The sequence below is a fragment of the Clostridium formicaceticum genome (assembly GCF_001854185.1).
GTDB lineage: Bacteria > Bacillota > Clostridia > Peptostreptococcales > Natronincolaceae > Andreesenella > Andreesenella formicacetica.
Genome location: NZ_CP017603.1, coordinates 3,848,357 through 3,874,853 on the forward strand (window position 1 = coordinate 3,848,357; position 26,497 = coordinate 3,874,853).

The following is a 26,497-nucleotide window of genomic DNA, read 5'->3' on the forward strand; positions in this document are numbered from 1 at the left end:
GTTATAAAAGCTCTAGCAAAATTAGGAAAAGAGAGCATTCTTTTATTTAAGAATTGCTCTCTTTTCCTAATTTTTCTTATTTTCAATAGCAAAGCACCCATTCCCTTACTGCAATTCCTCTACAAAGCCTAATCATCCTTGTTTAACTAAAAATATTTTTTACATCTGATAAGTTAAGCCCTAAAACTTTTATAAATACGCATAATCATATATTGCTATAAAGAAGCAATATTGCATCATAATAATACTAAATTTAATATTAGAAGTCCTAATCTTTGCAAAACCATGGCTTATAAAAAAACTATCTTTTCTTTGCTTCTTATGGTAAAATGATTTTATAGTGACTGTTGAGATAACCATCTGTTTACGCTTTCCGAGGGCTGTTGCAGATATCTTTTCAGTCGCTGTTTTTTTGAGAGAATCTTGAGGAATCTTGTTCAAAGTTAATTGGTCAATCTGATATAATCATACCATCGCTAAGTCGTATGACTCTTTTGCATGAATCAGCAATACTATCATCGTGTGTTACTATAATTATAGTAATCCCTTTGTTATTCAATTCTTTAAAGATTTTAAGTATATGTAGTCCCGTTTTTTCATCTAAAGATCCTGTAGGCTCGTCTGCTAGCAGTACTGATGGATTACAAGCTAGTCCTCGTGCAATAGCAACCCGCTGACATTGACCACCTGATAATTGAGATGGATATGAGTTAGCCTTATCAGAAAGTTCCATCTGATCTAAAAGATATTCGACAGTTTCTTTCAGCTTTCTGTCTGAAATTCTATTATATCTAAGAGGTAAAGCAATATTATCAAATACAGTCATATCGTCTATTAAAGCAAAATGTTGTACAATGAAGCCGATGTTATTACCACGAAATTCTGCTAAAGCATTAGGATTAAGTCCGTTAATTTTGTTTCCTTTAAACGAGTATTCTCCAACATCAGGAGTATCAAGTCCACCTATAATATTTAATAAAGATGATTTTCCAGAACCACTTTTTCCTACTATAGACACCATCTCTCCTTCTTCAATAGAAAGTGATATACCTTTTAATGCATACACCTTGGATTGTCCATGTCCATAATATTTATCAATATCTTTAAGCTCAATCATAGTCATTATTCCTTTCTCCTAATTAAATAGTTTACATCAAGTTTTTTAATTGCAATACTAGGCGTAATGCAGGAAAATCCAAACACCAACATTGCAACAAGTACTATTATTAATAAATGTATACCGCTTTCAATTATAATCATTGAAATTAGCAAAGAGATAAAAAGTGCAAGTCCCACTATATATAAAACCAAGCCGAACATTTGACATGTAATGCTGAATAGTGTACCTCCACACATCAAATGTACACCATATCTATAATAATTCTCTCGGATACACCCTAAAATATTTATTGATAGACCCACCACAGTAAATATTATCAAAGTTATAACAATATACAGCAACTGTACCACAGCTTCGTCTGATATTTTCATGATGTTGGTAAGGTCTGCTTTCCCTATTTGATATACCTTAAATCTTATAGTGTTATACTTTAGAGTTAAGTCATTTACCAGTTTTTCTATATTTATATTTGCATCTGAAGTTATAATTTGTCCATTAGCCTGTTGTAGTAATGTTATTTTAGCAAATTGAGGATACTGCGCAAAATTCACCTGAGAAAACGCTGGTATTATCATATATCTGTCAAGATAAAATAATGAACCCTTTACAGGCATGTATGTATCCGGTGGCAAAAAACCAATAACCTCAAAAACCATTTTTTCGAATAAATTTATACCTTCAAAAGTATCTCCTATTCTATAATACTCCTTATATTCACTTCCCAGTATAACCTTCACATTATTATTTTCATCTAAAATAAAATCTTTTTGGGAAAAGATTTTCCCTTCATCTAGGGACATTCCAAATTCAGAAAGTACATTTTCTGATACATGTACTGCTTTCACACCGACAAAAAGCTCGTCACTATCCTCATAAGGTCTATAGGGTTGTTCATTATCCCCCTCTTCATATCCAAATCTAAATTTTTCTGGAATCTCCTTGGCACTAATGTTAACATCTATTGGCTGCATAATAGTACTTATCCATGTAACATCCTGATTTTTTCTCAACTCCTCCACAAACCTATAAAGTTGAAAGTAAGCCTTTTCAGAATTCATATATTCTTTATAGCTGCCATCGTCATCAGCATTGTCATTTAAGCCATAGTATATCTTGTCACCTATAAACTCTTTAAAATATCCCGTACTTGAATATGCTACTATCGTGTTGGCTGCTAGCAAAGCAATTAGCGTAAAGCAAGTAATGCATTGTATAATAAGCATATTATTAATAAGTTTATTATTTTTAATATTACTATGAATTTCTTTTTTTATAATTTCCCAATTTATTTTCCTCATTGTTATCACCTCAAAGCTTCAGCTACAGGAACTTTAAGCATTTTCTTGATAGGTGGTATTGTTATCAGCCATCCAAAAATCACATTTAGTATTAATATGCCAAAAAAGGACTCTATTTTTGTTATTCTAACACCCCAAAACCACATTATTACTATTCCTACACCTATTCCTAACGAAGCAAAAATAAAGTAATCTTTGTATATATCCAGTTTAAGCTTCTTATCACTCCATCCAACTAAACGTTTCACTGCAATTTTTCTTCGTTGTCTACTAACCCACTCAAAGGATATAGCAATGCTACAAAGCATATAGCATATCATTAGAAGTATGTATGTCATAGTTAAGCTAATTATATTTTTAAATAATCTATCTACACCGCCTGGATTTATCTCCAAAGCTACCATTGGTAGAGGTAATCCACTAGGAAAACCTTCGTAAGCTTTTAGCTCTAATTCATTGTAAATTTCAGTACTTAAATCACGTGTTTTACCTGAATATGCATCTAAAACAAAAACATTATTATGGTATGCCTTCTGTAGAAGTGCATCTGCATTTACAATGATCATATCATCAAGGACAGTATCAATACGATGCCCTACAACACCTATGACATCAAATAATTTACCCTCCACCTGAATCCGCTGTACTCCATTATCATCAATTATATTTTTAACTTGGTTACGTCCTATTACTGCAAAAGATCTTCCAACATTAAAATCACTTTCACAAAAATAACGTCCTGAAACCATGGGTAGTGAGGTGCTTTTTCCCTTAATATAAATCTGTCTAATGTTATTTTGATAATCATCATGAATTATTGTAAAATTGCTATGGTCACTATCTATAACCAAATCAATGAGTTTTGCAAAACTCCAAGTTTCTTCGTTTATACGGAAATGTATTGCATTTTCACTATATCCCCCCCGACTAATGGTTGAAAGCAGTACTCTTTCTTCGATTGAAACCCATAAAATAATAGATGATACACAAATAGCAGTAAAAATACTTATAAGAAAAAATGACATAGTATTAATTTTCATTTGTTTATATGCTCCTTATAACTAAAAATATGTGTGTAGCGCAACTAATTATCCTAAAACATTTTTTGAGCTTTAAACCATTACTAATTTTTCAACTACTAAACTGATTTTCAACTGTAAATTTGTGTAATAAAATCATACTATAGTAACTATTTAAAGTAACCATCTGTTTACGCTTTCCGAGGGCTGTTGCAGATATCTTTTCAGTCGCTGTTTTTTTGAGAATTTTGAGGAATCTTGTCCATAACATTTCACCTCCTTTGCACTATACTTTTAGCTTTCTGCCTTTTTCGATTAGAAAGTCTGCCTTGTACTTAAGCATATTTTCAGTACATCACAAGACTTCCATTTTTAAAATAGGATTGGAATAAAATAGGGATAAAAAAACCAACAGGATCAATCCTTCTTTATGAATCCAAAATATCCTAAAAGTTTATTAAAATAGTAACTTACATAGCTGTATTTCATTGGTACTAAAAATTCCTCTTAGTGACCAGCTTAAATTCATCACCACAAACTCTAAAATAGCTTGAAAATTAGCGTTTTAAAAGGGTGAAAATTTCCTTTAACAAGCCCTAATGAGTTTTTGAGGTGATATTTTATTGGTTTTAATTAATACACGTATGGATGAAAATAATGAAAATAGTCCAATAATAATAAAAATAATCAAATATGTATTTATATTAGATTTTAAGTAAATGTTAATTAATTCGTTACTCACTTTAGTTTTCAATATAGGATTAATAATCAAAGTAATGAAAATTTCAGAAATTATAATTGCTTTAATGTAGCTAATGGTTGATAGTATGAAACATTCGGAAAATATAATTGAAAACAAATGCTTATAATTGTATCCTATGGCTTTTAATAGGGCGATTTCATTGATTCTTTCACTAATGGAATGATCAATAACAATACTAATTGTTAAAAATGTCAGACTAATAATAATGCAAAACATAATCATACTGATTATTTTTATTGTATTGATTATTCCTGTATCAATCATATTTTTCTCTTCTAAAACCACAACATACTCCCTAGTATTATATAAATCCATTATAGTTGATTTAAAATCACGATAGTCATTTACAATTACTGCCAAAGAATAATCCTTAGCAGGTTCATATATTTGTTGAGAAGTAATTCCTGATTGTGAGGCCACGATATGATAATAATCTGTAAGAGTAGCATAAATTTCACTTTTATCTAATTTATCTTCTTCAAGCTCGTATATTCCAATTACACTACATTTATAAGACAAAAACTCACCATTTATATTTGATGGATACATTATTGTCAAAGTTTTTCCTAAATAAGGTGCTGTTTCTATTGTGATTAGCTGATTTTCTTCATCTTTCATTAAGATAGCAGAAGGAAGGATGAGCACATTTTCATCTTTTTCATTAAATCCCCTACCTTTTGTTGTTTTAGGAATATGTAGTGCACTTCCAGAATCTAAAACCAGTTTTTGATTATAGGAAGTATTGAATTCCTCTATACTAATCTCTATTGTAGAAAAATATGGGTATGCCATCGAAATATCTGGGTGTTCTGTTAGTTTATTTATCCACTGTGTTAAATCTAAGTTGGTGTTTTCGTTATTGATTTGAAGCTGAAGTGTCCTATAATCTGCGATGTTATTGATGTTATTATCAATAGAAATATATGATGTTACTGCTAATGTATAGGAAATAAATAAAAATACGATACAAAATCCTATCAACCCAATATATAAAATATTTTTAAATTTATTCCTAGTTAAATTAACAATTGATAATTGAATAACATTCTTAAGTAACAATTAATTTCGCTTCCTTCCTTGGGTATTTAAAAACATATGTCTTTTCTATAAATTCTCTATCTATAAAATAATAATATCAAGTAAGCTTCAGCTAGCATTATATAAACTAGCTGAAGACGATTTTACAAATAAACAAAATAACTTTTTTAATTGTTTGTTATTGCAGCAGTAGGTTGAATCTTTAAAGCATATCTTATTCCTACAAGACTTGTTACCAATGGCAGAAGGATAGCCATTAATACAAGCAGTATAATTGTTTGACTTTCAATGGTAAGGATTAATGCTTTCATATAAAGAGACATTTGGGTTTGTATTAACCAGTTTAGCAAAATTAATAATGGTGCTAATATTGCAGTAGTACTTGCCAGACTGATAAGACCTGTAACAAATGCCTCCAAAGAAAGTATCATCATAATGTTTTTGTTGGTATATCCTATCGCCTTTAGTAAACCTATTTCTCCTGTTCGTTTTTTTACTGCCTTTAAGGTAGAAAGAGAAATATTGATTAGTCCAATAATGAGGACAATGATACTAACAATAGAACCTACAATCAAAATGTATTTTACTATATCGCCTATAGGACCAATACTCGATAACCGGCGTGACATAAGACCGGTTTCCCGCATGATTTTATTCTCCACTTTATTTATGTTGCTTTTGTCATCCACTATAAAAGCTATGGATTTGCCTAAATTTTCATAACCATCAGTGTCTATATAAATAGATTCATTTTCTATTTTTTCTACTATGTATTGCAAATCATTAGGTGGAATATATACGTCACAACCTTCATTTAAATTTTGGCTAATATCATAAACCCCCACCACCTCAAAAGCATATTTAAAAGGCCGAATATCTTTAAAAGGATGTATAGTCCAGTCAGTAGCATAAAATTCTACAGTGATGGTTTTGCCGATAAAATCTTCTCCATCTAAAAAATCATCAGGTTCTTTAAAATAACCAATTTCATAGGAACGATCCGGATAGAATTGTTTGGGGATAATGCCTACATTTTTAGTATTTTCATCGAAGCCTTCTCCTGCAACAACAGTAGACATAATTTCTATATCAGAAGCATTAAAAAAAAGAAAAGCTTCTTTACTTGAATCTTCAAATAGTTCATCAGTGTTGATAATATTTGTGCCGGTTCCCCATATTTTTATGTAGGATGTAACCACATTTTCATCCTTATTCAAAATTTCAAATAAATTTTTTTCTGTTTCAAAGTCGGATTTTTCATATGTAACAAATAAAGTGCGACACCGTATAGTATTTAAAACTTGTCTATCTATAAAGAAACCTAAAGAAGCGTTTAATGTAAGAGTACTTGCTAAAGTAATTAAAGCTAAAGTGATAATAATAACATGACTCATTATTTCTTTTCTTCTTCGGCATAAATTGATATATGCCATATGAAAATAAAATTTAGGCTTCATTTTTTTCCTCCAAAATACCATTATTCATGTAATATACCTTATCAGCATAATCTAAAACTATATCGTTATGGGATACAATCACAACGGTTTTTCCCTTTTGGGACAATAATTTAAGATGGTCGAGTACGATTTTTTCGCTATCTGTATCTAAGTTTCCAGTAGGTTCATCTGCAAAAATACAAGCTGGATCATTTGCCAATGCCCTTGCTATGGCGACCCTTTGTTGTTGTCCACCAGACAGTTGACTAGGAAAATGATGACATCTGTCCTTCATCTCTAATAATTCCAATAGTTCTATTGCTCTTTTTTGAAGGTCTTTATTACGATACTCTTCATTTATGTACATAGGAACCATCACATTTTCAAAGGCTTTTAGCTTTGGATTTAAATGAAAAGATTGAAAGACAAAGCCAAAGTCCTTCATTCTAATTTTTGCTTTTTCTATATCATTTAATTTAGATACTAACCGATCTCTAACATAAAGTTCTCCATCGGTGAGATCATCCAGTAATCCCAAAATATTTAATAAAGTTGTTTTACCAGAGCCGGATCGTCCCATAATAGCATAGAACCCTTCTTTAATTTCAAGATTTACATTTTTAACAGCTATGACATCTTCATATATCTTATTAATATTTCGTGCAGAAATTAAACAAGCCATTGTATTCCCTACCTCATATAATTATTTTTTTAAACTTATCCCCCGTTAAAAACGAAGGATAAGTTAGTTTTATAATGCTTTCTAATCAATAAAAACTATTACTAGTAAGGGTTAATTACTAGACATTTCAACTTTGTTAGAAGTAAATCCATCTCCTCCAGAGACACGAAAGTTAGTAAAGTAATACCTAAATTTTCCATCGTTTTGACCTGACCAAGATTCCTTATAAGTTTTTTTAATTTCAGGCATATTTTTAAGTTTAGATCCTTGACCATCATAAGTCAAACCTCTTTGTTTTTGTAATTCAATGTAGCAGTTATTGGTATCTTTATCAGAATGATAATCTCTACTTGTTATTGTTATTCCTATAGCATGCCTAGAACCTTTATAATCTCTATATGCTCCAGTTACAGAACTATTTACACTCATGTTTAAAGTTGATGTATAACTTGAATTAGCAAATCCAGTTATGCTACTAGTGGTGATTAGTCCTACTGATAATGCCGAAATTAAACATAACTTCTTTAAATTCATTTTATGTACCTCCCTTATTAAAAATAAAATTTGAATTTATTTGTTCCCTCTTCCTCATTAAACAACAGCAGAAACGCTTTTCATCGTTATACTAGAATAGAATTTATACCAATGTTTTGCATCATAAGTTTCCTGCTAAAAATCTACATCATTTTCATTTTGATTTGACCAATAAGGCTCACTTGCTCTTCTTTGCAACTTGTCTTTCATATTTCTCAAAGTCATTATCCTAAATTACCTAGTTCCGTCCATCCATAATATAGATGAGATCCATGATCCTTTAATTGAATCTTTATTTACTTCTTATGATAAAATGACTTTATAGTAACTATTAAAGTAACCATCTGTTTACGCTTTCCGAGGGGTGTTGCAGATATCTTTTCAATCGCTGTTTTTTTGGAGAATCTCGAGGAATCTTGTCCATAACATTTCACCTCCTTTGCATCCTATTTTTAACCTTCTGTGTTTTTCCATTAGAAGGTCTGCCTTGTACTTAAGTACATTTTTAGTATAGCATAAATTTTCCATTTAAAAATAGATTTGGAACAAAATGGGTGTTTATGGGAATGAAATGGTATTATAAACTATTAAAAAAAGACGGCATTTTTTAAGATAATACCGTCTAATGTTTTTCTTTATTTATTCATATTTAAAGTAATTACTTTGCAAATTTTTAACAAGTAAAAACCTTACCTAACAATCAAACCACATAAATGTATTACTGATGCAACCCCCATACTATAAATAATTATCTTTGAAAAACTTGAATTAAAATTATTCTCACTATGCCTTTTAAATATGTAATGAATAATAGAATGAAAAATCAAAAATAAATCTAATATTAAGTATATCATTAACTCTAAATTGCTAAAATAGTTAACCAAAACAAATAGCATCACTACGTATATTGGAAGATGCATCACAGTAAATATTTGATAAGCTTTGTCATCTTCCATATTCTTAAGATAGATAAACATCTTCCATTCTTTATTTCTTATAGCATCCATTTCATGAAGCAGAAGAAAGGAAAGGTTTAATATAAAAATAGTATTAAGTGTTAGTTCCATTTTTCCTTATCATATCCCCTTTTATCAAACGAAATTATTACTTTAACTCCAGATATGTTAATCTAGGATAGAACCCATGCTTCCTATAAAAGTCAAATACGGATTCATGTCCATCTGCAACCGCTACACAAAACTTCTTACAATTTTTCTCTTTCAGCCAATCAATAGCTTCATTAACGAGTAGGTTACCTAATCCTTGGTATCTGTAAGCTTCTTCTATAAAAAGTGATTCGATTTCTCCTACTTCCTTATGAACTGTTGAGATACAATAACCTATTATTTCCAAATCATCCTTCTCTATTACCGCAACTCGAATATCTTTATCAGTCATTGTTCTAAATTTTTCACATCTTTTTTGGAAGGTAAAGGTTGCATAATGCTCCTTAAAAAATTTAGAATCCTTCATATGTAGTTGATTCAGCTTTTCCCACAATTCTTTTATTAAATGAAGCTCTTCTATCTTTATTACTTTTAGTTTAAAATCCATCCAACCTTCACTCTCCTTCAATATGAGATATTCTCTTCACTATTTGCTTCCTATCGATTAGTAATTAAGATCAGATTTAACCTGAAAGACTAATAATTCAACCCTTCTGGGTTTTATTTATATGGTTTTTTTAATATATCATATGGTTTTCTACATTTCAACACAATTGTAACAAAATAGTATTTGGATGTAATAAAATAGCATAAAAACTTTTTTGTTTGCAGCTTAATTGATTACTTTGGTCTTTAAGCAATGAACCGTTTCTAATTAGCATAGAAAGCTGTTTTTATAGACTTTTTTTCAATCCCAATAAACAGAAGTCACAGAGTATCCCATCTCTCGTTTGCTTTATCAAATAATGGTTTCACTACTTCCTTATGTTTATCTATGATTGGCGCAAAGTACTTGTCAATCGGTTCCATATTTTCATCAACCATAATTTGATAACCGTCTTGTTCATCTTGTATCATAACACCATACTTTGTATTCCCAAAGAATGAAGGCCATATTATTATAGAGCATGTATCATCATCATTGGATATAGCAAGATTTCCAGTATAAAATAAATAATCTGGATATTTTACACTATACTGATAACCGTCCTCACGACAATGATAGGAAGTACTATAATATACTTGTGCCAACATACCTTTAAATACTGGTTCCATATCTTTTGAAAACTTATCATACTTGCTGTATGTAATTTGATGCCAAATTAAATTATAGGCACCAAATAACATGAAAAAAATAATGGTACCAACGATGATTCTTTTTCTTTTATTGCCTTTTTTACTATTCATAAGTTTATCACCCTTTTGCCGTTTTTCTTAATATTTTCATCATGGCTTACAACTATAACTGTCTTTCCTTCGTCATTAAGCTCTTTCATAATTGCCATTACTTTGTTAGCATTATCTTTATCCAAAGAACCCGTTGGCTCATCCGCAAGAATTAAATCACATTTTTTAACCATTAATCTAGCCAATGCAATCCGCTGTTGTTCTCCTCCTGAGAGGGTATATATTTTACTGTTCAATTTATCCTCTAGTCCTACTCTATGTAAAGCCTCTCTTATTTCAATCTCCGAACGATTTTTCTTTTTGATTATATTTAAATTATAATTTACTGTTCTATCTTCCATAAGCGCAAAATTTTGAAATAAAAAACCTACTTTCTCACTGAAGTATTTCAGTTGATTCTTGCGTTTACTGATATCTATTCCATCTATTTTAATTGTACCACTATCAACTTTTTCCAATGCACCTATCATATTAAGAAGAGTAGTTTTACCACAACCACTTACTCCTGAAAAAATTACAAAGTCACCACTTTCAATATTCATGTTAAAATTATCGAACAGTACTTTTTGATCAAAGGCTTTATGCAAATTCTTAATTTCGATCATAACGAACCTCCCTTAAGTATCTTCTGAACATTTATGTTTTCGAGTTTATATACATATCTTACTACGATTACTAATTCTAGTAAAATGACTATCAATCCTCCAGCTATCATAAAATAATATGACGTTATCCCTAAAAAGTAGCTTACAACTACTGCTAATGTTAACCCAATAAATCCAAAAAGTATTGTGGTGATTAGAATTTTTTTATGCTTACCTAATAAGCCGTATCCAACAACTTTTTTAATTGATAATTCGACTGCATTCACACTATATTCACAACTCAATATATTGTTAATAATTATTCCTTCTAGTAACAATATTATGCCCAGCAAAGCAATACCGATTATCATGCCTCGTTTTAATATTTGCCAATAGTGAATGTAGTTTTTATAAGCATTTGTTTTGTATGCTATTTCATTCTGAAAATTATTTTCTGTGATGAATGTATGCCATTCTTTATCAGAAATTCTAAACATGGTTGCCTGCCAAATATATCTGTAGTAAATGTTTTCAAGCTTTTCGGCAATAATGTTATTTAATAATATTACTGGATTTTTTTTAAGCGTGCTATCCACCCCATCTACACCTGTCAAAGCTATTACTTCTGTATTGTTTTCATAATAGATTTCTTCATATTCAAAATTCCCTTTATAATACGTTGTAAAAAAATCTTTGGCCAAATCATGCTCATTACCGCTTTTGCTGTAATCTTTAGGCTTTATAAAGTATACTTTGTTTTCAAGTTTTTTATTTTTTACTTCTGGTATTATATCCTTTAAGTAATCTAAAGCTCCGCTGTCAGCAAAGATATAGTTATCATCATTATAATAATCGTTGCCTAAATACACTAATGAAAGTGCTTTGCCTTCCGATAAATATTTTTTGTATAATATATTAAGTAATCGGCCAGATAATTCATCACTATCATCACTTAAGGAAGCTAGCATAACATATGAATAATCTTTATATTTTAAAAAGAAATCTTTTTGTTTATAAAAGTTTATTCCTTCATATATCAAATCAACACAGCCTACCATGATTATGATTGTAATAAAAATGGTGAATATCTTATAAATATAACTTATACGTAACACTCTCTTTTCGCTGTTTTTTGTAGCCATATCTTTTTTGTAATCAGTAATAAAAAACAATGTATACGAGAGAGAATTAATAATAATAAAAATAACCATACAAATTATTGAAATGTTTAAATGATAGGTAGCGTTTATAAATATATTCATGGTAGATACAATTATAACAAAAAGTAAACTATAGAAAACTATATCAATAATCATCTTTCTAAAAACAAAATCAGTCAATCGTTCTCCTGATACTAATCTTATTATTACTTCTTTTTTTTCTAAAGCTATATTATAGAGTGTCAGCAATAAAAACAATGAAAGAACAATAACCCATACCAATAAAATATTAAGACTACTGTTAAGGGAAATATAACCTTCTCTTGGAAAAGCTCCTCCATACTTATCTACAAGATCCTGTTTGAACTTTATAATATCTTCTTTTTTTCCTATAACCCGATATGTATTAATTTTAGAAATATCGGGAATATCTTCAAAAGGATAAATCTGTATAGAAGATTTACCTAAGAAAATACTATCGAAAGTACCAGGAACAATATCTGAATTTTTACTTAAATATGTTTTTATGCCATCAGTACCATATATGGATATGTTTTCCAAAAGAGCGTTTTCAATTTTACGATCTACTACAAAAACTTGTATATTATGCTTATTTGCTGAACTATAAATATCAGAAATCATTTCACTTTGAGTGGTATTTTTTTGCAAATAATATGTTACATAGGGATATTCTGTTTCAAACCCATTTATGTTCCATACATAGGTTTCTCCAATAAAAACTAATACAATAATAGTTAATAGTATGCTTGTAATATATTTTGCTATTTTCATTTTAATTACCTCTCTGTATATTCCTAAATTATCTCTCAAATACTTTTGTATTCAGGGTTTTTGATTATTCTTCAAAATAGATATCTGGATAGAATAGACAAGCTGGATTGTTTCTTGTTCTAATGTTTTTATTGCTTCTTCCCCAGTGATGGCTTCAAATATTTTTATGTCTATATCCAAGCTTTTAAGCATTCTAACTAAATTACTTCTTTCAACATAATTATCTTCAACTACAAGGATATTCATTGTAATTCTCCTACTCTGCATTTTCATTGATAAACATTGACATATTTTTAACATTTAAAAGTCTTAATAAAATACTAGCATAATTTAATATAGTTTAAATAAAAAATCGACAAAATGTTAAAATAGTCGGTGAAATACTACGCAAAATCAGCGAAAATCACACATAAAAAAAGACGGCATCCTTTAAGATAATACCGTCTAATGTTTTCCTTTATTATTTATTCATACCTTACATAATCAGATAAAGTTTCTGCTTTCGTATGATCGTTTCCTTCATAGCTTAATAAGGCTTTGATATTAATCGTATGGTTATTTTTATCGTACTTGATCTCTATATGATCTGGTCTTCCGTCGTCTTGATGTAATTGAAGAAATTGCTTTAAAATGGTTTCTGCTGCTTCATTATTTACATCCTCATAAATCTGTAGGTATTCTTTTTCTGGTATTTCCAAATAAAGATCATATCCTGCTTCATGTTTCACCCTTCGGTCTGATACACTCTCTAGCACGCTATCCACACCTTCCTCTTTAAAATCATTGCATGTGTTTAGGCAAATTTATCCTTCGGTGTATTGCTAAGACTCCCACTTCTTAAAGTGGGAGATCAAGCACTACATCTTCGAAGTAAATTCGGCTACAATTCAGTGGGCATAAAAATACCCTCTGAATTAAGTCTCATTTTATAGCTTAGATCCTTATACTTGAATTTTAACAGTCGGTTATTCTTGGTTAAAAAAACATAGTCATGAAGCTTAAATATATGTTTCATATATTAAGATTCATAGGAGCCTATCTATATTTTCCCCTATTTTTAAGAAGATATGAAAATAAGAAGAAATGAAAATTATATAAAATAGCACTTTCCTTCTTCCGCTGGCTGTAGAATATGTGGGAATACTTCTTTTGCCTCTTCTACTACATCTGCTACAGCAATTTCCGGTAAAAAGTGGGTTAACACCATTTTCTGTACATCTGCCTTTACAGCAATTTCCGCTGCCTGTCGTCCAGACAAGTGTGGTACATTTTCATTCATATGTTTATGCAAAACATTTGCTTCACATAGCAACAAGTTACTTCCCTTTACAAAATCCACAAATCCATCAAAATACTTCGTATCACCAGAATAAACAAATTTTTTCCTGTCTTTTTCAAATGCCATTGCATAGCATTCCAAGGGATGATCCGTTTTCTTAAAGGTAACTCTAATCGTATTTACATTGACCTCTGTACCTTCATGAATGATATTGCGCACAAAAGCACCTTCATACTGAATTCTTTCATATTCTTCTGAAGGATTCGCTGGTAAGTATATGGGAATAGGTTTTTCTAACCTTCCAAACATTTGCTTTATCTTGATGGCATATCTCATCACCATTAGATCACTCATATGGTCAGGGTGCATATGGCTAATAAATATAGCATCTAATTTGCTTAAATCATTGCAGTGATTTAACAATTTTGAGAATACGCCATTACCACAATCAATAAGAATTTTTGTTTCTTCATCTTGTAGCAAATATCCTGAACAAGCACCGCTTGCCTTTGGATAAGGTCCATAACATCCCAATACAGTTAGTTTCAAAGAAACGCCTCCTAACTTTTGTTATTCTATTTTTAGTATTGACTTTTGTCATAAAACTTAGTACGCATGAGACTTATTATTAGATTTTTTCAGCAGCTTTATAGCATCATGAATAGGTCTATAATAAGGCATAATACTTCTGGCCTTATATAAATGCCATGTAGCCTTTTCTATATTATCGGTTCGAGAATAAATTAAACCTAATTGATATTGTCCATAGCCGTTTTCCGGCATGCTTTCTACTAAAAGCTTTGTATACTTAAAAGCTAACTTCATTTCTTTTAGCTTGAAGAAATAGATTTGACCAATACTTAATAGTAGATAGGCATCTTTAGGACTATAGATTAATGCTTTCCTATAATGATGTATAGCTTCTTTATAGCTTTCTTCTTCGTAGTAGCAATCTCCAATTCCAGTATAAATATCTAGTTTAAAATCATCAATCATCGGATGCTTTCCTATTTTTAAAGCCCTCTGGTAACAATCTATAGCACTTTTATTATTTTCAATCTCATAAAGTATATCTCCCATCAATTTCCAGAAATAAGGATTGTTTGGATGCTTATCTAGTACCTTTCTTAAAAAATCAATGGCATACTCATAACTACCAATATTAATTAAAGCAATGACTAAGTTGCTAATAAGATACTGATTTTCTGGGCTCTTCTTCAGTGCCTCTTTGCAGATATGAAAAGCCTCCTCCTCCATGTTGTTGATAATGTAAAAACTACTCATATTTAAATAGGGTTCAATAGAATTTGGTTGTAGTGCGGCTTGTATCTTCAAGGTTTTTATTGCCTTGCCAATATTCCCAGTATTTTCATACAAATAAGCTAACTCCTCCAATATATAATATCGCTTATACTTCTTGAGAAAAAATGGATTATACTTAAAAAATAGGATTAATCCTTTATAAGCAATGTCAATTCTATCAAATCTCATATGACTCTTAATCTCTTGGTAAAATAACTTCCAAGCTTCGGCATCACTTTCTCTGCTTAATAGATTATATTTATTTAACCACTTTGTCTCCATCTCCTTTAGAGGCAGATTTTCCTTTGGATAAAACACGTGATGATTTATCTGCTTTGTATCTGTAGCAGCTACTAACTCACTGTAGATTTTTTTACCATTTAAATCCTTATGAAAATAAATTTCTAACCAAAATCCTGGGATATTTCTGTACCTATTTCTAAACTTTATACTCTTTATCCCAGGAATATCACGGGATATAACAGTACTTTTTTCTATCTTTACCCTATTTATCTGAAAGTGTTTATAAACAAACTGTATTCTTTCATTTTTATCAGGAAAAAAAATATTTAATATCATCCTAAGCCCTCCTTTAGGAGTAAGTTGCTTTTTCTTATATATAATACTATACCATAAAAAAAATATTAACAGTAAAAATTTAAAATTAAATTGTTTTGCTTCTATAAGAAGTATAATATATAGATATACGTTTTTAAACTTGAATTTTTATATAGTATCAAAAGTATAGGGGCGCGCATCTATATACACTGTAGCTGTTAAAGTCCAAGCTCGCAAAGATGTATCTATCATGATGATGCACAAAAGGGGGATTCTTTATGCTATTTGTGAAGAGAAAATTACAGATATTGCTGCTATTTGTATTTCTGATCTGCCTGCTTACAGCCTGTACTGTCACTGACCAAGATAATGCTTTATCGATACATATAATCGATGTGGGACAAGGAGACAGCATTTTAGTAAAAACCCCTCATGGGAAAATTATGCTCATTGACGGAGGAGAAGCTTCTTTTGGAAGGTCTGTTGCTTCCTATTTAAAGAAAAATAAGGTGAAAAAGATAGATGTATTGGTTGGTACCCACCCCCATGCCGATCATATCGGAGGACTTATTGATGTCGTGCAAAATTTTGAAATAGGCCAATTTTATATGCCTAAAAAAGAACACACCAGTAAAACCTTTGAAGATCTTTTAGAAAAAGCTCAATCTAAAGGCTTAAAGATTACAGCGGCAACCAACGATATTGCCATAGCTTTCGATGAGGATATTACACTACATTTTTTAGGTCCTCTTAAGGATTATGGAGACAATTTAAATCTTTGGAGTGTTGTTATAAAAATGGATTATAAGGAAAAGTCCTTTTTATTTACAGGAGACTTAGAGGAACTAGGGGAAGATGATTTACTAGCTACCTATGATAAAAACTTTTTGAAATCCCAGTTTTTAAAGGTAAGTCATCATGGTAGTAGTACTTCCTCCAGCGAGGGCTTTTTACAGGTGATACAGCCAAAAGTAGCCGTTATCTCCTGTGGTAAAGGTAATAGTTATGATCATCCTCATAAAGAGGTTATAGAGAGACTACGAAGCCTTAATACTTCTATCTATAGAACAGATTTACAAGGAACGGTTGTTATAAAGAGCGATGGTCTTAAAATCTGGTCCTATCAGAAACCCTATGGTTACTAAATCTCTTTATTACCTATACAATGTTTTCTTATAAATATAATATAAAGAGAAAAAAAGAAAAAGGTGGAAATCGGTGCCACCTTTTTTTGTCTATCATAAATTTGTATGATAGGCTTTTTATTTAAATATGTGCGTCGTGGTTACTATCTAATTTCTACAAAAAAATACAAAATCCTTTTTTTTGCAACAAAAAATATTTAAAATCTTAAATTGTGAGAAGATTTAATAACGTATCCCTTACTATATTAAAATTCATAGCCGTATGTCTATGGGAAAATAAATTATTTTTGATAAAGTAACATATAATTTATAGAGGTGATCCTATGAAAAACAAATTAGCAGGTTTTATTATTTTTATCTTTATAACATTACTATCTTTTTGTACTTATCATTTTTTTCAATCTCCCAAAGCCGTGGCTACTTTTCAATCCTATAGCTCCCCTTCTCATAAAATCGATAAGACATTAGTAGAACTTTCTAAAAGCGAAGACCTTGCTACAAAAAAAGAAGCTGAAAAAAATATCGCTCGTATTACTTTAACCGCCATTGATTATGAAAAATGGCAGGAATTTATTGACTATATCGATGTAAAAGTTTATACAGAAAATGTATTGCCCTTACCATCTCAGCAGTTAATTGTGGCGTTAAATTTATCGAAAGACCTAGCAGTCGTTGTAGTTTTTGAAGCTGTTTCTGATGAGTACATTTTTCATAATAAAATAGAAGGTATTGTTCCAGTAGATAAAATAGAGTTTTTGTCTAACCCTTCCCATCCCTATAAAATGATGGTGGTTTATCAGACCTTAGATGAAAGCGTTGGTGCCTTTTTTTTAGAAAAATATTTGGAAGTTTATTTGTATGATAACAATGAATTTATAAACGCTTGGAAAAGATCCTTATACTATGAAGAAACTTATAAGGAGACTTGGATAGATCCTAATGCAAGAGAAGATTTATGGAACAGAGTGGTAGAAGAAACGGTCATTGATTTTATACAGGACGATCCCCTAAAAATTAATACCTTTACCACGATAGAAAAATATACTACTTATTCTTTAGAATATCCTAATATCGAAAAATTTACCTTGATCCATAGCGACAGTTATCAGAACGCTTATTATTGGAAAGATGCCTTTCACACCTTTATTTTGGGCGAGATACCAAAAGAAGTTTTTTTATCGGATGTAGCACTTCTCGAGGATATGGAAGCCAGCAAAGAAGTTCTCTTTGGTATTCGCAATGAAAATTATAAAGTTGTTACTTCTAAGGGTGAAGTTCTTTATCTTCCTAAAAGCAAATTTTACTTAATGTTCCAAAGCTTACTAGAAAAATGATACAATAAACAAAGTATTAAAAAAACTATAATAAACGAGGTGCACTGTACAAATGAAAACAGAAAAACTTTTTTGGCAAAATCCTTATTTAAGAGAGTTTACCGCAAATATTTTATCTACTGAAATCTACGAAAAGGATCCTACAAAATTTATCGTGATCATGGATAGAACGGCTTTTTATCCTGAAGGAGGCGGGCAACCTTGGGATGAAGGCAAAATTGGAAACAGCAATGTCTCATATGTTTATGAGGAAGAAGAAATAATTTATCATGTTGTAGATGAAGCACCTACAGAAAAAGAAAATATCTTCTGTGCTATTCAATGGGAAAGACGTTTTGATTTTATGCAGCAACATTTAGGTCAGCATATACTTTCCCATTCCTTTGAAGAACTGTACAATGCTAGTACAGTAGGCTTTCATCTAGGAAGGGACTTTGTTACCATTGATATTCATCAGCCCTCTCTTACAACGGAAGAAATAAGACTGGTGGAGGAAAAAGCAAATAAGATCATCTATGATAACTTAGAAGTTAAATCAATCTTCCCAACAAAGGATGAAGTATTTAAACTTCCTTTAAGAAAGCAACCTTCTGTAGAAGATAATATTCGTATTATTGAAATTGATGGGCTTGATTATTCTCCTTGTGGCGGCACTCATCCTAAAAATACTGGCTCTGTGGGTATTATAAAAATTCGTAAATGGGAAAAAAATAAAGATAGTCTTCGAATAGAATTCGTGTGTGGTCTAAGAGGACTAAAAGACTTTTATTGGAAAAACAGTCAAATCAATGAATTATCTAATCTGTTGTCAGTAAAAGACATAGAGGCTCAAGATGCTGTTACAAAACTATATCAAGAACACAAAGAATTAAATAAAACTTTAAAAAACCTTAAGAAGACCTTATTGGATTATCGTGTAAAAGAATTATATCTTGATGCTAAGGAAGTAAAAGGTTATTTTCTAGTGGTTAAAGAATTTGAGGGAGAAGATTTTAAGGAGCTTAAAACCATGGCATCTGCTTTAAGCTTATACCCCAAAACCATTGCCTTATTAGGTACAAAAAACGAAAAGGCTCAAGTTGTTTTTTCCTGCTCGAAAGAAGTACCTGCAAATATGAATCAATTATTTAAAGAGGTTATTTCCCTCATTAATGGAAAAGGCGGTGGTAATGCCACCAGTGCTCAAGGAGGAGGAGATGAGATTTATAATTTAGAAAGCTTACTTAAAGCTGCTGAACAAAAAATTATGATAGAATATATAAAGTGATCTATTAAAGGAGAGAATTCTATGAAAAGTATCATTATTAACATGTTGGAGGAGAGAGGTGTTACCATTGAAGATATGGCGGGATTAGTACTAGATCTTCAAAAAGATTATCTGCCTTTGACGACAGAAATAGCTATCGAAAATATTCATAAGGTATTAGGAAAAAGAGAAGTGCAAAATGCTGTTCTTACTGGCATACAACTGGATAAGCTAGCAGAAAACAACTTAATCGAAGAACCTCTTTTATCTATAGTGAAACGTGATGATTCCTTATATGGTATAGACGAAATTATGGCCTTGAGTATTACCAATATCTATGGTTCTATAGGCTTTACTAATTTTGGTTACTTGGATAAGTTAAAACCTGGCATTATTGGAAAAATAAATGCCCATGAACATGGGCAAGTAAACACATTTTTGGATGATTTAGTTTCCGGCATCGTGGCTGCTGCTTGTTCTAGAATAGCCCATTCTATGGAGAACTCTCAAGACGACGAGTAAAATCAAGATGCTGCCTTCACCTGATTCAAATACCCACTTTTACATAGAAGCACTGAAAAAGTATCTTTTTCGGTGACTTTCTTTTACAGTGGGTATTTTTCATACAGATAATGTTATCAACGAACTACTATCGTCTATTTGCAGGCTCCATATTGATTTTTCTACCTTTAATACGGTTCTTATTCATAGCCTTTAAAACTTTATTTGCATATTTTTCAGGTACTTCAACAAAAGTAAATTTATCGAATATGTCGATCACGCCTACCATATTTCCGTCTATTCCTGACTCACCAGTGATAGCACCTAAAATATTTCCAGGGGTAGCGCCATGTTTCTTACCTATGTTCAGGAACATTCTAACCATACCAGGTTCTGCTCCTGTATCTCCAGAGGCAACATCTTCAGCTGCTTCTATAGACTCTTCTTCATTTTTATTAATCATAAGTTTTAACAAAGCTGCCGCTATATCAATGGAACTATAATCCTCTGACAATTTTTCGACAAAATTGGTATACTCCGCAATACCGCCTTTTTCGATAGTAGAAACAATATTTTTGGCAATGGTTTCCCTTTGTTTTTCAGCAATGTCATTTATCGTAGGTATATTTTTTCTTCTAATTTTTGTTTTTGTATAAGTTTCTAAAGCTTTCAAGGTTCTAATCTGTCTTCCAGCAACAAAGGTATAAGCAAGACCTGCCCTTCCAGCTCTTCCTGTTCTACCTATTCTATGAACATAGTACTCAAAATCTTCAGGAATGTCATAATTAATGACCAATTCTACATCATCTACGTCGATACCTCTAGCTGCTACATCTGTAGCCACTAAAAAGTCAATGATGCCATCTCTAAACTTCTTCATCACACGATCTCTTTGACTTTGCTTTAAGTCTCCGTGGAGCCCTTCCACAGAATAACCTCTACTCTGAAGACTTTCCACCAACTCATCTACGCCTTTTTTAGTTCTGCAAAAAATCATGCCCAAGTCACTTTCTTCCATATCTAAAACTCTACATAAAGCATCTAGTTTTTCATGATTTTTTACTTCAAAATAATATTGAGCTATCTTAGGAACAGTTAGTTCCTTGTGTACTACTTTTATTTTTTCAGGGTTTTTTAAATATTTTTTGCCGATATTTTCTATTTCTCTAGGCATCGTAGCAGAAAACATGGCGGTTTGGCGATCCTTTGGTGTTGTATCTAGTATGGTTTCTATATCTTCTAAAAAACCCATATCCAACATTTGATCTGCTTCATCTAAGACAACACCTACAACATTTTCTAATTTTAGTGTCTTTCTTCGAATATGGTCGATTACTCTTCCAGGAGTACCTACAACAATTTGCACCCCTTGTTTTAACGCCTTAATCTGTCTTTCTATTGGTTGACCCCCGTAAATGGCTAAAGACTTAACCTCTGGCAGATATTTAGCAAATTTTCTAAGCTCATCAGCTACCTGCATAGATAATTCTCTTGTAGGGGTTAGTATTAATATCTGAACGGATTTATCCTTTGGGTTTACCTTTTCAATCATAGGTATGCCAAATGCAGCAGTTTTTCCTGTGCCTGTTTGTGCTTGGCCTATGATGTCTTTTTTTCCATATAATTTGGGCAAAGCCTGCGATTGAATAGGGGTAGGGGCTTCAAAACCCATTTCTTCAATTGCTTTTAAAATGTTTTTTTCAATGTTTAAATCTTGAAATGCAATATTCTTCATTTTATCTCTCCTAATTTTAGTTTCCACTGCAATATTATATATCTTTTACCTGTTTATGTAAATAAATAATTATTGCTATTGGGCTTTTTATTATTTTATTATTTTTTTATCAATGACAAAACAATATACATATTTTTTCTAGAGAATAGGATATAGATGGCCTGTAGTAAAATATTTTTTAAAAGCCATACTATTTATTATAGGCAATTACTATAACAGTTTATAACTAATTTGGAGGCGTTTATTATGAGAATTGAAGGTTTTTTTGATAATTTTAAAAAAACTAATGAAGTCATTGATGCATTAAAAGCTGCTGGCTTTAAAACAGCCTTTTTAGATTTAAAAGATGAAAGAATTGGTGAAAGAAACCTTATTACCAATTTACCTGGAACAGAAACCTCCCCCAGTTTATCTAACTTAGTTTTAGAATCAGGAAATCGGGGGGCTGATGTAGAACAATCTCCTTTAGCCGCTGCAAATCCTATGGTCAGCGGTATGGCAGGATTTGAGGAAATAGCTGACTATAGTCATAAAGTTGTTGTAGAAGCAAACGCCAAGGATGTAGATAGAGCAAAAGATATCATCTCAAAAATGGGTGGAGAGTTAAATAGCTCTTCCAATGAATAATAAATAACAACAGTACAAAATGTTCAAAAGGCTGTTAAATAATTTAACAGCCTTTATTATTTCTAATGAAACTATTTCCTTGTATTTCTCTCTGTTATTGAAAAGGCATCTGAGATTGATAACCCGTAAATACATCGACAATATCAGCAATTTCAGCATTGGTCGCAATGTTTGCCTGATATTCGCCAAGATTAAATAATTCATTAAAAAAGGATGTATGTAGCTGTTGTAATTTATCTCTATTCTGTATAACAATACTTCTTAAATCATCGTTTATCACTTCATTTATACCGGTTTGATAGCTAATAAGATTATGTTTCTCCACCAACAATATATCATTTAGCATATCCCTCATATTGATGTTAACATCTTTTACCTGAGGTAATTCATTAGAAACAGTTTTTCCAATTTTCTGTACACCTGTTTTAGAAGTTACTGTTGATTGTGTATCCATTAATTCATTTGCCCTCCTTGGTTTACATTAACTTGATAATTATTTCCCTGTGTTATATTCACTTGATTGATATAGTTTAATATATTCATATAATTTTGTTGATGTACGCGAACACCCTCAAGATATGCTTGTTGACGAGCAGGGTTTGTTTCTTGCTGTGAATATTGATAACATTTCTTTAAAGACAACAACTCCCATGATAAAAAATCCTTTATGTAATTAACTTCTTTTGTTGCTATATTTTTCATAATCTTCCTCCTCACTTTCTTTTATACGAGTACATCTTATATAGTATTTGTAACTATAATGATTTTATTACCTAAGTTTTTTTGCCAAACAGTGAAAATTATATCTAAAAAGCAAATTACATATACTACCGTGAGGAGGTGAGATCATGCAAACAGAAAAATTTCGTTTTAAAAGTTTAAATAACACAAAGCTCCCACCAGAAAATATCGAGACCATACTTAGCGCTCTCAATGGCGTATATACTGTAATGACAGATGTCATGGATAATACAATTACAGTAGATTACGATGACACCCAAACCTCTTCAGCAGAAATTAGAGCAAAACTAGATGAGAATAAGCTAGTATAATAACTTATAGCGTAAACAAATAAAAATCTCTATATCTATCTTCTGTAGATATAGAGATTTTTATAAAAAAACGATGGATACACTTATTGATTTATCTATTTGTCAAAGGTCAAAATTTCTTCTATCAGCTGTTCTCTTAATGCATCTATCTTTTCAAACTGTATATTAGATACATAGTAGTCTTCAATGTAGTCATGATTTTTCTTGGTTCGTTGCAAATTATAGACTACATCATTTATTAGTTGTTGAAATAATTTTTCACTGTATTCCAATTCCTTTTTATACTTGTTTAGTTTTTCCTTCTGTAAAAATTTATTTAAGTTTATATACTTTTGATCTTGATACTTACTATTCGTAGTAAAAGCCATATCAAGTTGGGGGATTAGAATAGACTCCACTTTATCTGGCATTAGGGGCTCATGGTAAACTTCAACGTCATATCCTTTTTGCATTGCAGTTTTCGCTATTTTTTCCAGCATCGTTGATTTTCCTGTGCCTGGAGCACCTTCAATATAGTAGATACCTTTTATATCAGTTAAATATGTTTCTACAAAATCAATATGTCCTTTATGGGTATAAGCGCTGCCAAATAGATGTCTTTCCTGAGGTAAGACTTTTTTAGGTGCTAAATTCTCAAAAAATTCTTCCAATATTTCATTTGTTATCGCATTTACTTCTACAAAATCCATGGCTTGGTTATAAGTCCATTCAATATCATCGTAGATCAACTTAGCTGCCCCTAAAAACTTATACACTCTTTTGTAAATCCTGCCATTTTCATTAATAGCTTCAATAATACTTTCTTTGTTTTTCCGTAAGCTTTCTTCCTGCCAATAGTCCCCTAAGTGAACAATCGTATCAACTGCACCAGGATATTTAGGATCTATTACATGGGGTGCTGTACCATCTAACATAGCTATTTTCAACTTTGGTATCACTAATGCATCTATTGAATCTGGATCAGCGGAACAATGATGAAACTCAATATCATATCCTTGGTTTATCAACGTATCACCTATTTTTTTCATCATGCTGGACTTACCAGTACCGGGACCTCCTTTTAGATAGTATACTTTATTAGCTTTTTTTAAATCAATAACATACTCAAAGTACGAGAAAAAACCTAGTGAAGTATTTCCTCCCGGCAACAAACTTTTAATTTTTCCCTTATTGGTCATGCTTACCCTCCTTTTTAGGATAATCTATCCCACAGTATTATATTATCCAATTTTAAGGGTTTTGTGACTATATAAATTTATACAAATTTCCAATCAATTCATTCTATTGCGTATTGTTCAAAAAGAAACACTTGCATGTTTTTGCTTTATCCTTTATAATAAATACTTGTGAATTAAAGTTGTCTAAAAATTATATTTATTTATCTGCAAAATTATATTCCTATAGGAAAAGTGCAATAATTATGGCAACCTTATATCCTCTATTTTCTTCATTGCATAATTTTTTAAATTATTGTACTATTAAAATATTTTAGTTGTTGCTGTAAAAGTTATGTATTTCGGAGGTGGTATAAAAATTTTATTTATATTTGACAGATTCAGTGATTAGACTACTTTTAGGAGGGATTTTATGGCGAATTTAAATGAAAACAACAGAGATCAATGGAGCTCTAAAATAGGATTTGTTTTGGCAGCCGCTGGTTCTGCTGTAGGACTAGGCAACTTATGGCGCTTTCCTTATACAGCTGGTCAAAATGGTGGTGGTGCCTTTGTGCTAGTATACTTTGCTATTTTAGTTTTAGTTGGATTTACTTTGATGTTGGCGGAACTAATTATTGGTAGGCATACGCAATTAAATCCAATCGGTGCTTATAGAAAAATCCGTAAAAATTGGGGTTGGGTAGGGGGTATAGGTGTATTTGCTTCCTTCTTGATCTTATCTTTTTACAGTGTCATTGGTGGATGGGTAATCAACTATTTAGTTAAAGCTGCTACAGGTGCTTTTACTGTTCCTGGCACAGATATGGCAGACTTATTTGTTTCCTTTATTACAAATCCTGGTCAACCTATTATTTATCATGGTATTTTTGCTTTTCTTACCTTAGCTATTGTTATGGGTGGTATCAGTGGTGGTATCGAAAAATATAGCAAAATTTTAATGCCGGGCTTATTTATTATGATGATTGTTATTACGCTGCGCTCTATTACTTTACCAGGGGCCTCTGAAGGGATTAAGTTCTTTTTAATGCCTGATTTTTCTAAAATTACTGGAGAAGTACTGCTGGCGGCCCTAGGACAGGTATTCTTTTCCTTAAGCTTAGGTATGGGTATTATTATTACCTATGGTAGCTATTTAAGCAAAGAGGAAAATATTCCCCAAAGCGCTATGATTATTCCACTCATTGATACAGGGGTTGCCTTATTAGCAGGTCTGGCAATTCTACCTGCGGTATTTGCCTTAGGCTTTAGTCCTGATCAAGGCCCAGCACTGCTTTTTATCATTTTGCCAGCAGTATTTGCTAATATGCCCTTAGGAACATTTTTTGGTGTGATCTTTTTCTTATTAGTATTATTTGCAGCATTAACATCTTCTATCTCATTACTAGAAACTTCTGTTTCTTATGTCGTAGATGAATTTAATTGGAATCGTAAAAAAACGACTATTTTATTAGGTTTAGCTGTATTCTTATTAGGTATTCCTTCTTCTTTAGCACAGGGAGTTTGGAGTCACATAGAACCTTTTAGAGACTTAGATATTTTAGATTCTATTGATTTTGTTGCAAGTAATGTTATGTTACCCCTTAGCGGATTCCTACTAGCTATCTTTATTGGCTGGGTATGGGGTATTGATGAAGCACTTAAGGAAGCCACAAACAATGGCAAAATTCCCTTTAAGCTTGCTGCCTTCTGGTCCTTCTTAATTAAGTGGGTGGCACCTTTAGCTATTTTAATCGTATTTATTCAAGGTTTAAAATAATTTA

The 26,497-nt window shown here is 31.3% G+C and carries 27 protein-coding genes; 7 read left to right on the plus strand and 20 right to left on the minus strand.

Features of this window, described 5'->3' with window-relative positions; all coding sequences use genetic code 11:
- Window positions 1-451: 451 nt before the first annotated feature.
- The 16 genes from BJL90_RS18000 to BJL90_RS18075 form a co-directional block, all read right to left on the minus strand.
- The gene (locus tag BJL90_RS18000; RefSeq protein WP_070971312.1) at window positions 452-1,123 is read right to left on the minus strand and encodes an ABC transporter ATP-binding protein; all 672 of its coding nucleotides are present in this window, start codon (window positions 1,121-1,123) and stop codon (window positions 452-454) included.
- The gene (locus BJL90_RS18005; RefSeq protein WP_070971315.1) at window positions 1,123-2,418 is read right to left on the minus strand and encodes a hypothetical protein; all 1,296 of its coding nucleotides are present in this window, start codon (window positions 2,416-2,418) and stop codon (window positions 1,123-1,125) included. The genes BJL90_RS18000 and BJL90_RS18005 overlap by 1 nt, the downstream gene beginning before the upstream one ends.
- A 5-nt stretch (window positions 2,419-2,423) precedes the next feature.
- Window positions 2,424-3,458, minus strand: coding sequence for an FtsX-like permease family protein (locus tag BJL90_RS18010; RefSeq protein WP_070971318.1), 1,035 nt, complete (start codon window positions 3,456-3,458; stop codon window positions 2,424-2,426).
- A 565-nt stretch (window positions 3,459-4,023) separates the two neighbouring features.
- Window positions 4,024-5,259, minus strand: a complete 1,236-nt coding sequence (locus BJL90_RS18015; protein WP_070971321.1) for an ABC transporter permease — start codon at window positions 5,257-5,259, stop codon at window positions 4,024-4,026.
- 146 nt (window positions 5,260-5,405) lie between these two features.
- Entirely contained in the window at window positions 5,406-6,695 is a 1,290-nt protein-coding gene (locus BJL90_RS18020) for an ABC transporter permease (protein ID WP_070971324.1), read from the minus strand.
- Window positions 6,685-7,356 (minus strand): ABC transporter ATP-binding protein, encoded by a 672-nt coding sequence (locus BJL90_RS18025; RefSeq protein WP_070971327.1) that lies wholly within the window; start codon window positions 7,354-7,356, stop codon window positions 6,685-6,687. Before BJL90_RS18025 ends, BJL90_RS18020 begins: the two co-directional genes overlap by 11 nt.
- A gap of 111 nt (window positions 7,357-7,467) precedes the next feature.
- On the minus strand, window positions 7,468-7,890 hold the full coding sequence (locus BJL90_RS18030) for a hypothetical protein (RefSeq protein WP_070971330.1): 423 nt from the start codon (window positions 7,888-7,890) through the stop codon (window positions 7,468-7,470).
- A gap of 689 nt (window positions 7,891-8,579) precedes the next feature.
- Window positions 8,580-8,957 carry a DUF6713 family protein gene (locus tag BJL90_RS18035; protein ID WP_070971332.1) on the minus strand — a complete coding sequence of 126 codons (378 nt, stop codon included), beginning with the start codon at window positions 8,955-8,957 and terminating at the stop codon, window positions 8,580-8,582.
- 37 nt (window positions 8,958-8,994) lie between these two features.
- Complete coding sequence (locus BJL90_RS18040) at window positions 8,995-9,444, minus strand: GNAT family N-acetyltransferase (RefSeq protein ID WP_070971334.1); 450 nt, start codon at window positions 9,442-9,444, stop codon at window positions 8,995-8,997.
- 320 nt (window positions 9,445-9,764) lie between these two features.
- On the minus strand, window positions 9,765-10,244 hold the full coding sequence (locus tag BJL90_RS18045) for a hypothetical protein (protein WP_070971337.1): 480 nt from the start codon (window positions 10,242-10,244) through the stop codon (window positions 9,765-9,767).
- Entirely contained in the window at window positions 10,241-10,849 is a 609-nt protein-coding gene (locus BJL90_RS18050; protein ID WP_070971340.1) for an ATP-binding cassette domain-containing protein, read from the minus strand. Before BJL90_RS18050 ends, BJL90_RS18045 begins: the two co-directional genes overlap by 4 nt.
- On the minus strand, window positions 10,846-12,780 hold the full coding sequence (locus BJL90_RS18055; RefSeq protein WP_070971343.1) for a hypothetical protein: 1,935 nt from the start codon (window positions 12,778-12,780) through the stop codon (window positions 10,846-10,848). The genes BJL90_RS18050 and BJL90_RS18055 overlap by 4 nt, the downstream gene beginning before the upstream one ends.
- A gap of 51 nt (window positions 12,781-12,831) precedes the next feature.
- Window positions 12,832-13,026 (minus strand): response regulator, encoded by a 195-nt coding sequence (locus BJL90_RS18060; RefSeq protein ID WP_070971347.1) that lies wholly within the window; start codon window positions 13,024-13,026, stop codon window positions 12,832-12,834.
- Window positions 13,027-13,244: 218 nt separating this feature from the next.
- Window positions 13,245-13,535, minus strand: a complete 291-nt coding sequence (locus BJL90_RS18065) for a hypothetical protein (protein WP_070973392.1) — start codon at window positions 13,533-13,535, stop codon at window positions 13,245-13,247.
- Window positions 13,536-13,870: 335 nt separating this feature from the next.
- Complete coding sequence (locus tag BJL90_RS18070; protein ID WP_070971350.1) at window positions 13,871-14,608, minus strand: MBL fold metallo-hydrolase; 738 nt, start codon at window positions 14,606-14,608, stop codon at window positions 13,871-13,873.
- Window positions 14,609-14,665: 57 nt separating this feature from the next.
- Window positions 14,666-15,940, minus strand: coding sequence for a tetratricopeptide repeat protein (locus BJL90_RS18075; protein ID WP_070971352.1), 1,275 nt, complete (start codon window positions 15,938-15,940; stop codon window positions 14,666-14,668).
- 257 nt (window positions 15,941-16,197) lie between these two features.
- On the opposite strand from BJL90_RS18075, the gene BJL90_RS18080 reads away from it, so the two are divergent.
- The 4 genes from BJL90_RS18080 to BJL90_RS18095 all read left to right on the plus strand — a co-directional run bounded on the left by BJL90_RS18080 (window position 16,198) and on the right by BJL90_RS18095 (window position 20,166).
- Entirely contained in the window at window positions 16,198-17,064 is an 867-nt protein-coding gene (locus BJL90_RS18080) for a ComEC/Rec2 family competence protein (RefSeq protein ID WP_070971354.1), read from the plus strand.
- 323 nt (window positions 17,065-17,387) lie between these two features.
- Entirely contained in the window at window positions 17,388-18,398 is a 1,011-nt protein-coding gene (locus tag BJL90_RS18085; RefSeq protein ID WP_070971359.1) for a hypothetical protein, read from the plus strand.
- Between the two features lie 52 nt (window positions 18,399-18,450).
- Window positions 18,451-19,665, plus strand: coding sequence for an alanyl-tRNA editing protein (locus tag BJL90_RS18090; protein WP_070971362.1), 1,215 nt, complete (start codon window positions 18,451-18,453; stop codon window positions 19,663-19,665).
- Between the two features lie 21 nt (window positions 19,666-19,686).
- The gene (locus BJL90_RS18095; RefSeq protein WP_070971365.1) at window positions 19,687-20,166 is read left to right on the plus strand and encodes a phosphatidylglycerophosphatase A family protein; all 480 of its coding nucleotides are present in this window, start codon (window positions 19,687-19,689) and stop codon (window positions 20,164-20,166) included.
- A gap of 127 nt (window positions 20,167-20,293) precedes the next feature.
- Here the strand turns inward: BJL90_RS18095 and BJL90_RS18100 are convergent, their stop codons facing one another.
- Entirely contained in the window at window positions 20,294-21,880 is a 1,587-nt protein-coding gene (locus BJL90_RS18100; RefSeq protein WP_070971368.1) for a DEAD/DEAH box helicase, read from the minus strand.
- A gap of 246 nt (window positions 21,881-22,126) precedes the next feature.
- Between BJL90_RS18100 and BJL90_RS18105 the strand changes: the two genes are divergently transcribed.
- Window positions 22,127-22,507 carry a hypothetical protein gene (locus tag BJL90_RS18105; RefSeq protein WP_070971372.1) on the plus strand — a complete coding sequence of 127 codons (381 nt, stop codon included), beginning with the start codon at window positions 22,127-22,129 and terminating at the stop codon, window positions 22,505-22,507.
- 94 nt (window positions 22,508-22,601) lie between these two features.
- Here BJL90_RS18105 and BJL90_RS18110 read toward each other — a convergent pair whose 3' ends face one another.
- Both BJL90_RS18110 and BJL90_RS18115 read right to left on the minus strand, forming a co-directional pair.
- Window positions 22,602-22,961, minus strand: coding sequence for a spore coat protein (locus tag BJL90_RS18110; RefSeq protein ID WP_070971375.1), 360 nt, complete (start codon window positions 22,959-22,961; stop codon window positions 22,602-22,604).
- A complete protein-coding gene (locus BJL90_RS18115; protein WP_070971377.1) occupies window positions 22,961-23,209 on the minus strand; it encodes a hypothetical protein in 249 nt (82 codons plus the stop codon). The genes BJL90_RS18110 and BJL90_RS18115 overlap by 1 nt, the downstream gene beginning before the upstream one ends.
- Before the next feature lie 146 nt (window positions 23,210-23,355).
- On the opposite strand from BJL90_RS18115, the gene BJL90_RS18120 reads away from it, so the two are divergent.
- A complete protein-coding gene (locus tag BJL90_RS18120; RefSeq protein WP_070971380.1) occupies window positions 23,356-23,559 on the plus strand; it encodes a heavy-metal-associated domain-containing protein in 204 nt (67 codons plus the stop codon).
- Between the two features lie 95 nt (window positions 23,560-23,654).
- Here the strand turns inward: BJL90_RS18120 and BJL90_RS18125 are convergent, their stop codons facing one another.
- Complete coding sequence (locus BJL90_RS18125; protein WP_070971382.1) at window positions 23,655-24,737, minus strand: PRK06851 family protein; 1,083 nt, start codon at window positions 24,735-24,737, stop codon at window positions 23,655-23,657.
- Window positions 24,738-25,146: 409 nt separating this feature from the next.
- Here BJL90_RS18125 and BJL90_RS18130 point away from each other — a divergent pair, with 409 nt between their 5' ends.
- The gene (locus tag BJL90_RS18130; RefSeq protein ID WP_070971384.1) at window positions 25,147-26,493 is read left to right on the plus strand and encodes a sodium-dependent transporter; all 1,347 of its coding nucleotides are present in this window, start codon (window positions 25,147-25,149) and stop codon (window positions 26,491-26,493) included.
- Window positions 26,494-26,497 lie beyond the last annotated feature (4 nt).

Excerpts from the sequence above, each read along its gene's own strand:
- BJL90_RS18110 (WP_070971375.1), bottom strand. The coding sequence starts at position 22,961 with ATGGATACACAATCAACAGTAACTTCTAAAACAGGTGTACAGAAAATT.
- BJL90_RS18090 (WP_070971362.1), top strand. The coding sequence starts at position 18,451 with ATGAAAACAGAAAAACTTTTTTGGCAAAATCCTTATTTAAGAGAGTTT.
- BJL90_RS18050 (WP_070971340.1), bottom strand. The coding sequence starts at position 10,849 with ATGATCGAAATTAAGAATTTGCATAAAGCCTTTGATCAAAAAGTACTG.
- BJL90_RS18095 (WP_070971365.1), top strand. The coding sequence starts at position 19,687 with ATGAAAAGTATCATTATTAACATGTTGGAGGAGAGAGGTGTTACCATT.
- BJL90_RS18025 (WP_070971327.1), bottom strand. The coding sequence starts at position 7,356 with ATGGCTTGTTTAATTTCTGCACGAAATATTAATAAGATATATGAAGAT.
- BJL90_RS18105 (WP_070971372.1), top strand. The coding sequence starts at position 22,127 with ATGAGAATTGAAGGTTTTTTTGATAATTTTAAAAAAACTAATGAAGTC.
- BJL90_RS18045 (WP_070971337.1), bottom strand. The coding sequence starts at position 10,244 with ATGAATAGTAAAAAAGGCAATAAAAGAAAAAGAATCATCGTTGGTACC.
- BJL90_RS18030 (WP_070971330.1), bottom strand. The coding sequence starts at position 7,890 with ATGAATTTAAAGAAGTTATGTTTAATTTCGGCATTATCAGTAGGACTA.
- BJL90_RS18010 (WP_070971318.1), bottom strand. The coding sequence starts at position 3,458 with ATGAAAATTAATACTATGTCATTTTTTCTTATAAGTATTTTTACTGCT.
- BJL90_RS18130 (WP_070971384.1), top strand. The coding sequence starts at position 25,147 with ATGGCGAATTTAAATGAAAACAACAGAGATCAATGGAGCTCTAAAATA.
- BJL90_RS18120 (WP_070971380.1), top strand. The coding sequence starts at position 23,356 with ATGCAAACAGAAAAATTTCGTTTTAAAAGTTTAAATAACACAAAGCTC.
- BJL90_RS18000 (WP_070971312.1), bottom strand. The coding sequence starts at position 1,123 with ATGACTATGATTGAGCTTAAAGATATTGATAAATATTATGGACATGGA.
- BJL90_RS18055 (WP_070971343.1), bottom strand. The coding sequence starts at position 12,780 with ATGAAAATAGCAAAATATATTACAAGCATACTATTAACTATTATTGTA.
- BJL90_RS18115 (WP_070971377.1), bottom strand. The coding sequence starts at position 23,209 with ATGAAAAATATAGCAACAAAAGAAGTTAATTACATAAAGGATTTTTTA.
- BJL90_RS18005 (WP_070971315.1), bottom strand. The coding sequence starts at position 2,418 with ATGAGGAAAATAAATTGGGAAATTATAAAAAAAGAAATTCATAGTAAT.
- BJL90_RS18035 (WP_070971332.1), bottom strand. The coding sequence starts at position 8,957 with ATGGAACTAACACTTAATACTATTTTTATATTAAACCTTTCCTTTCTT.
- BJL90_RS18080 (WP_070971354.1), top strand. The coding sequence starts at position 16,198 with ATGCTATTTGTGAAGAGAAAATTACAGATATTGCTGCTATTTGTATTT.
- BJL90_RS18075 (WP_070971352.1), bottom strand. The coding sequence starts at position 15,940 with ATGATATTAAATATTTTTTTTCCTGATAAAAATGAAAGAATACAGTTT.
- BJL90_RS18020 (WP_070971324.1), bottom strand. The coding sequence starts at position 6,695 with ATGAAGCCTAAATTTTATTTTCATATGGCATATATCAATTTATGCCGA.
- BJL90_RS18100 (WP_070971368.1), bottom strand. The coding sequence starts at position 21,880 with ATGAAGAATATTGCATTTCAAGATTTAAACATTGAAAAAAACATTTTA.
- BJL90_RS18060 (WP_070971347.1), bottom strand. The coding sequence starts at position 13,026 with ATGAATATCCTTGTAGTTGAAGATAATTATGTTGAAAGAAGTAATTTA.
- BJL90_RS18085 (WP_070971359.1), top strand. The coding sequence starts at position 17,388 with ATGAAAAACAAATTAGCAGGTTTTATTATTTTTATCTTTATAACATTA.
- BJL90_RS18040 (WP_070971334.1), bottom strand. The coding sequence starts at position 9,444 with ATGGATTTTAAACTAAAAGTAATAAAGATAGAAGAGCTTCATTTAATA.
- BJL90_RS18125 (WP_070971382.1), bottom strand. The coding sequence starts at position 24,737 with ATGACCAATAAGGGAAAAATTAAAAGTTTGTTGCCGGGAGGAAATACT.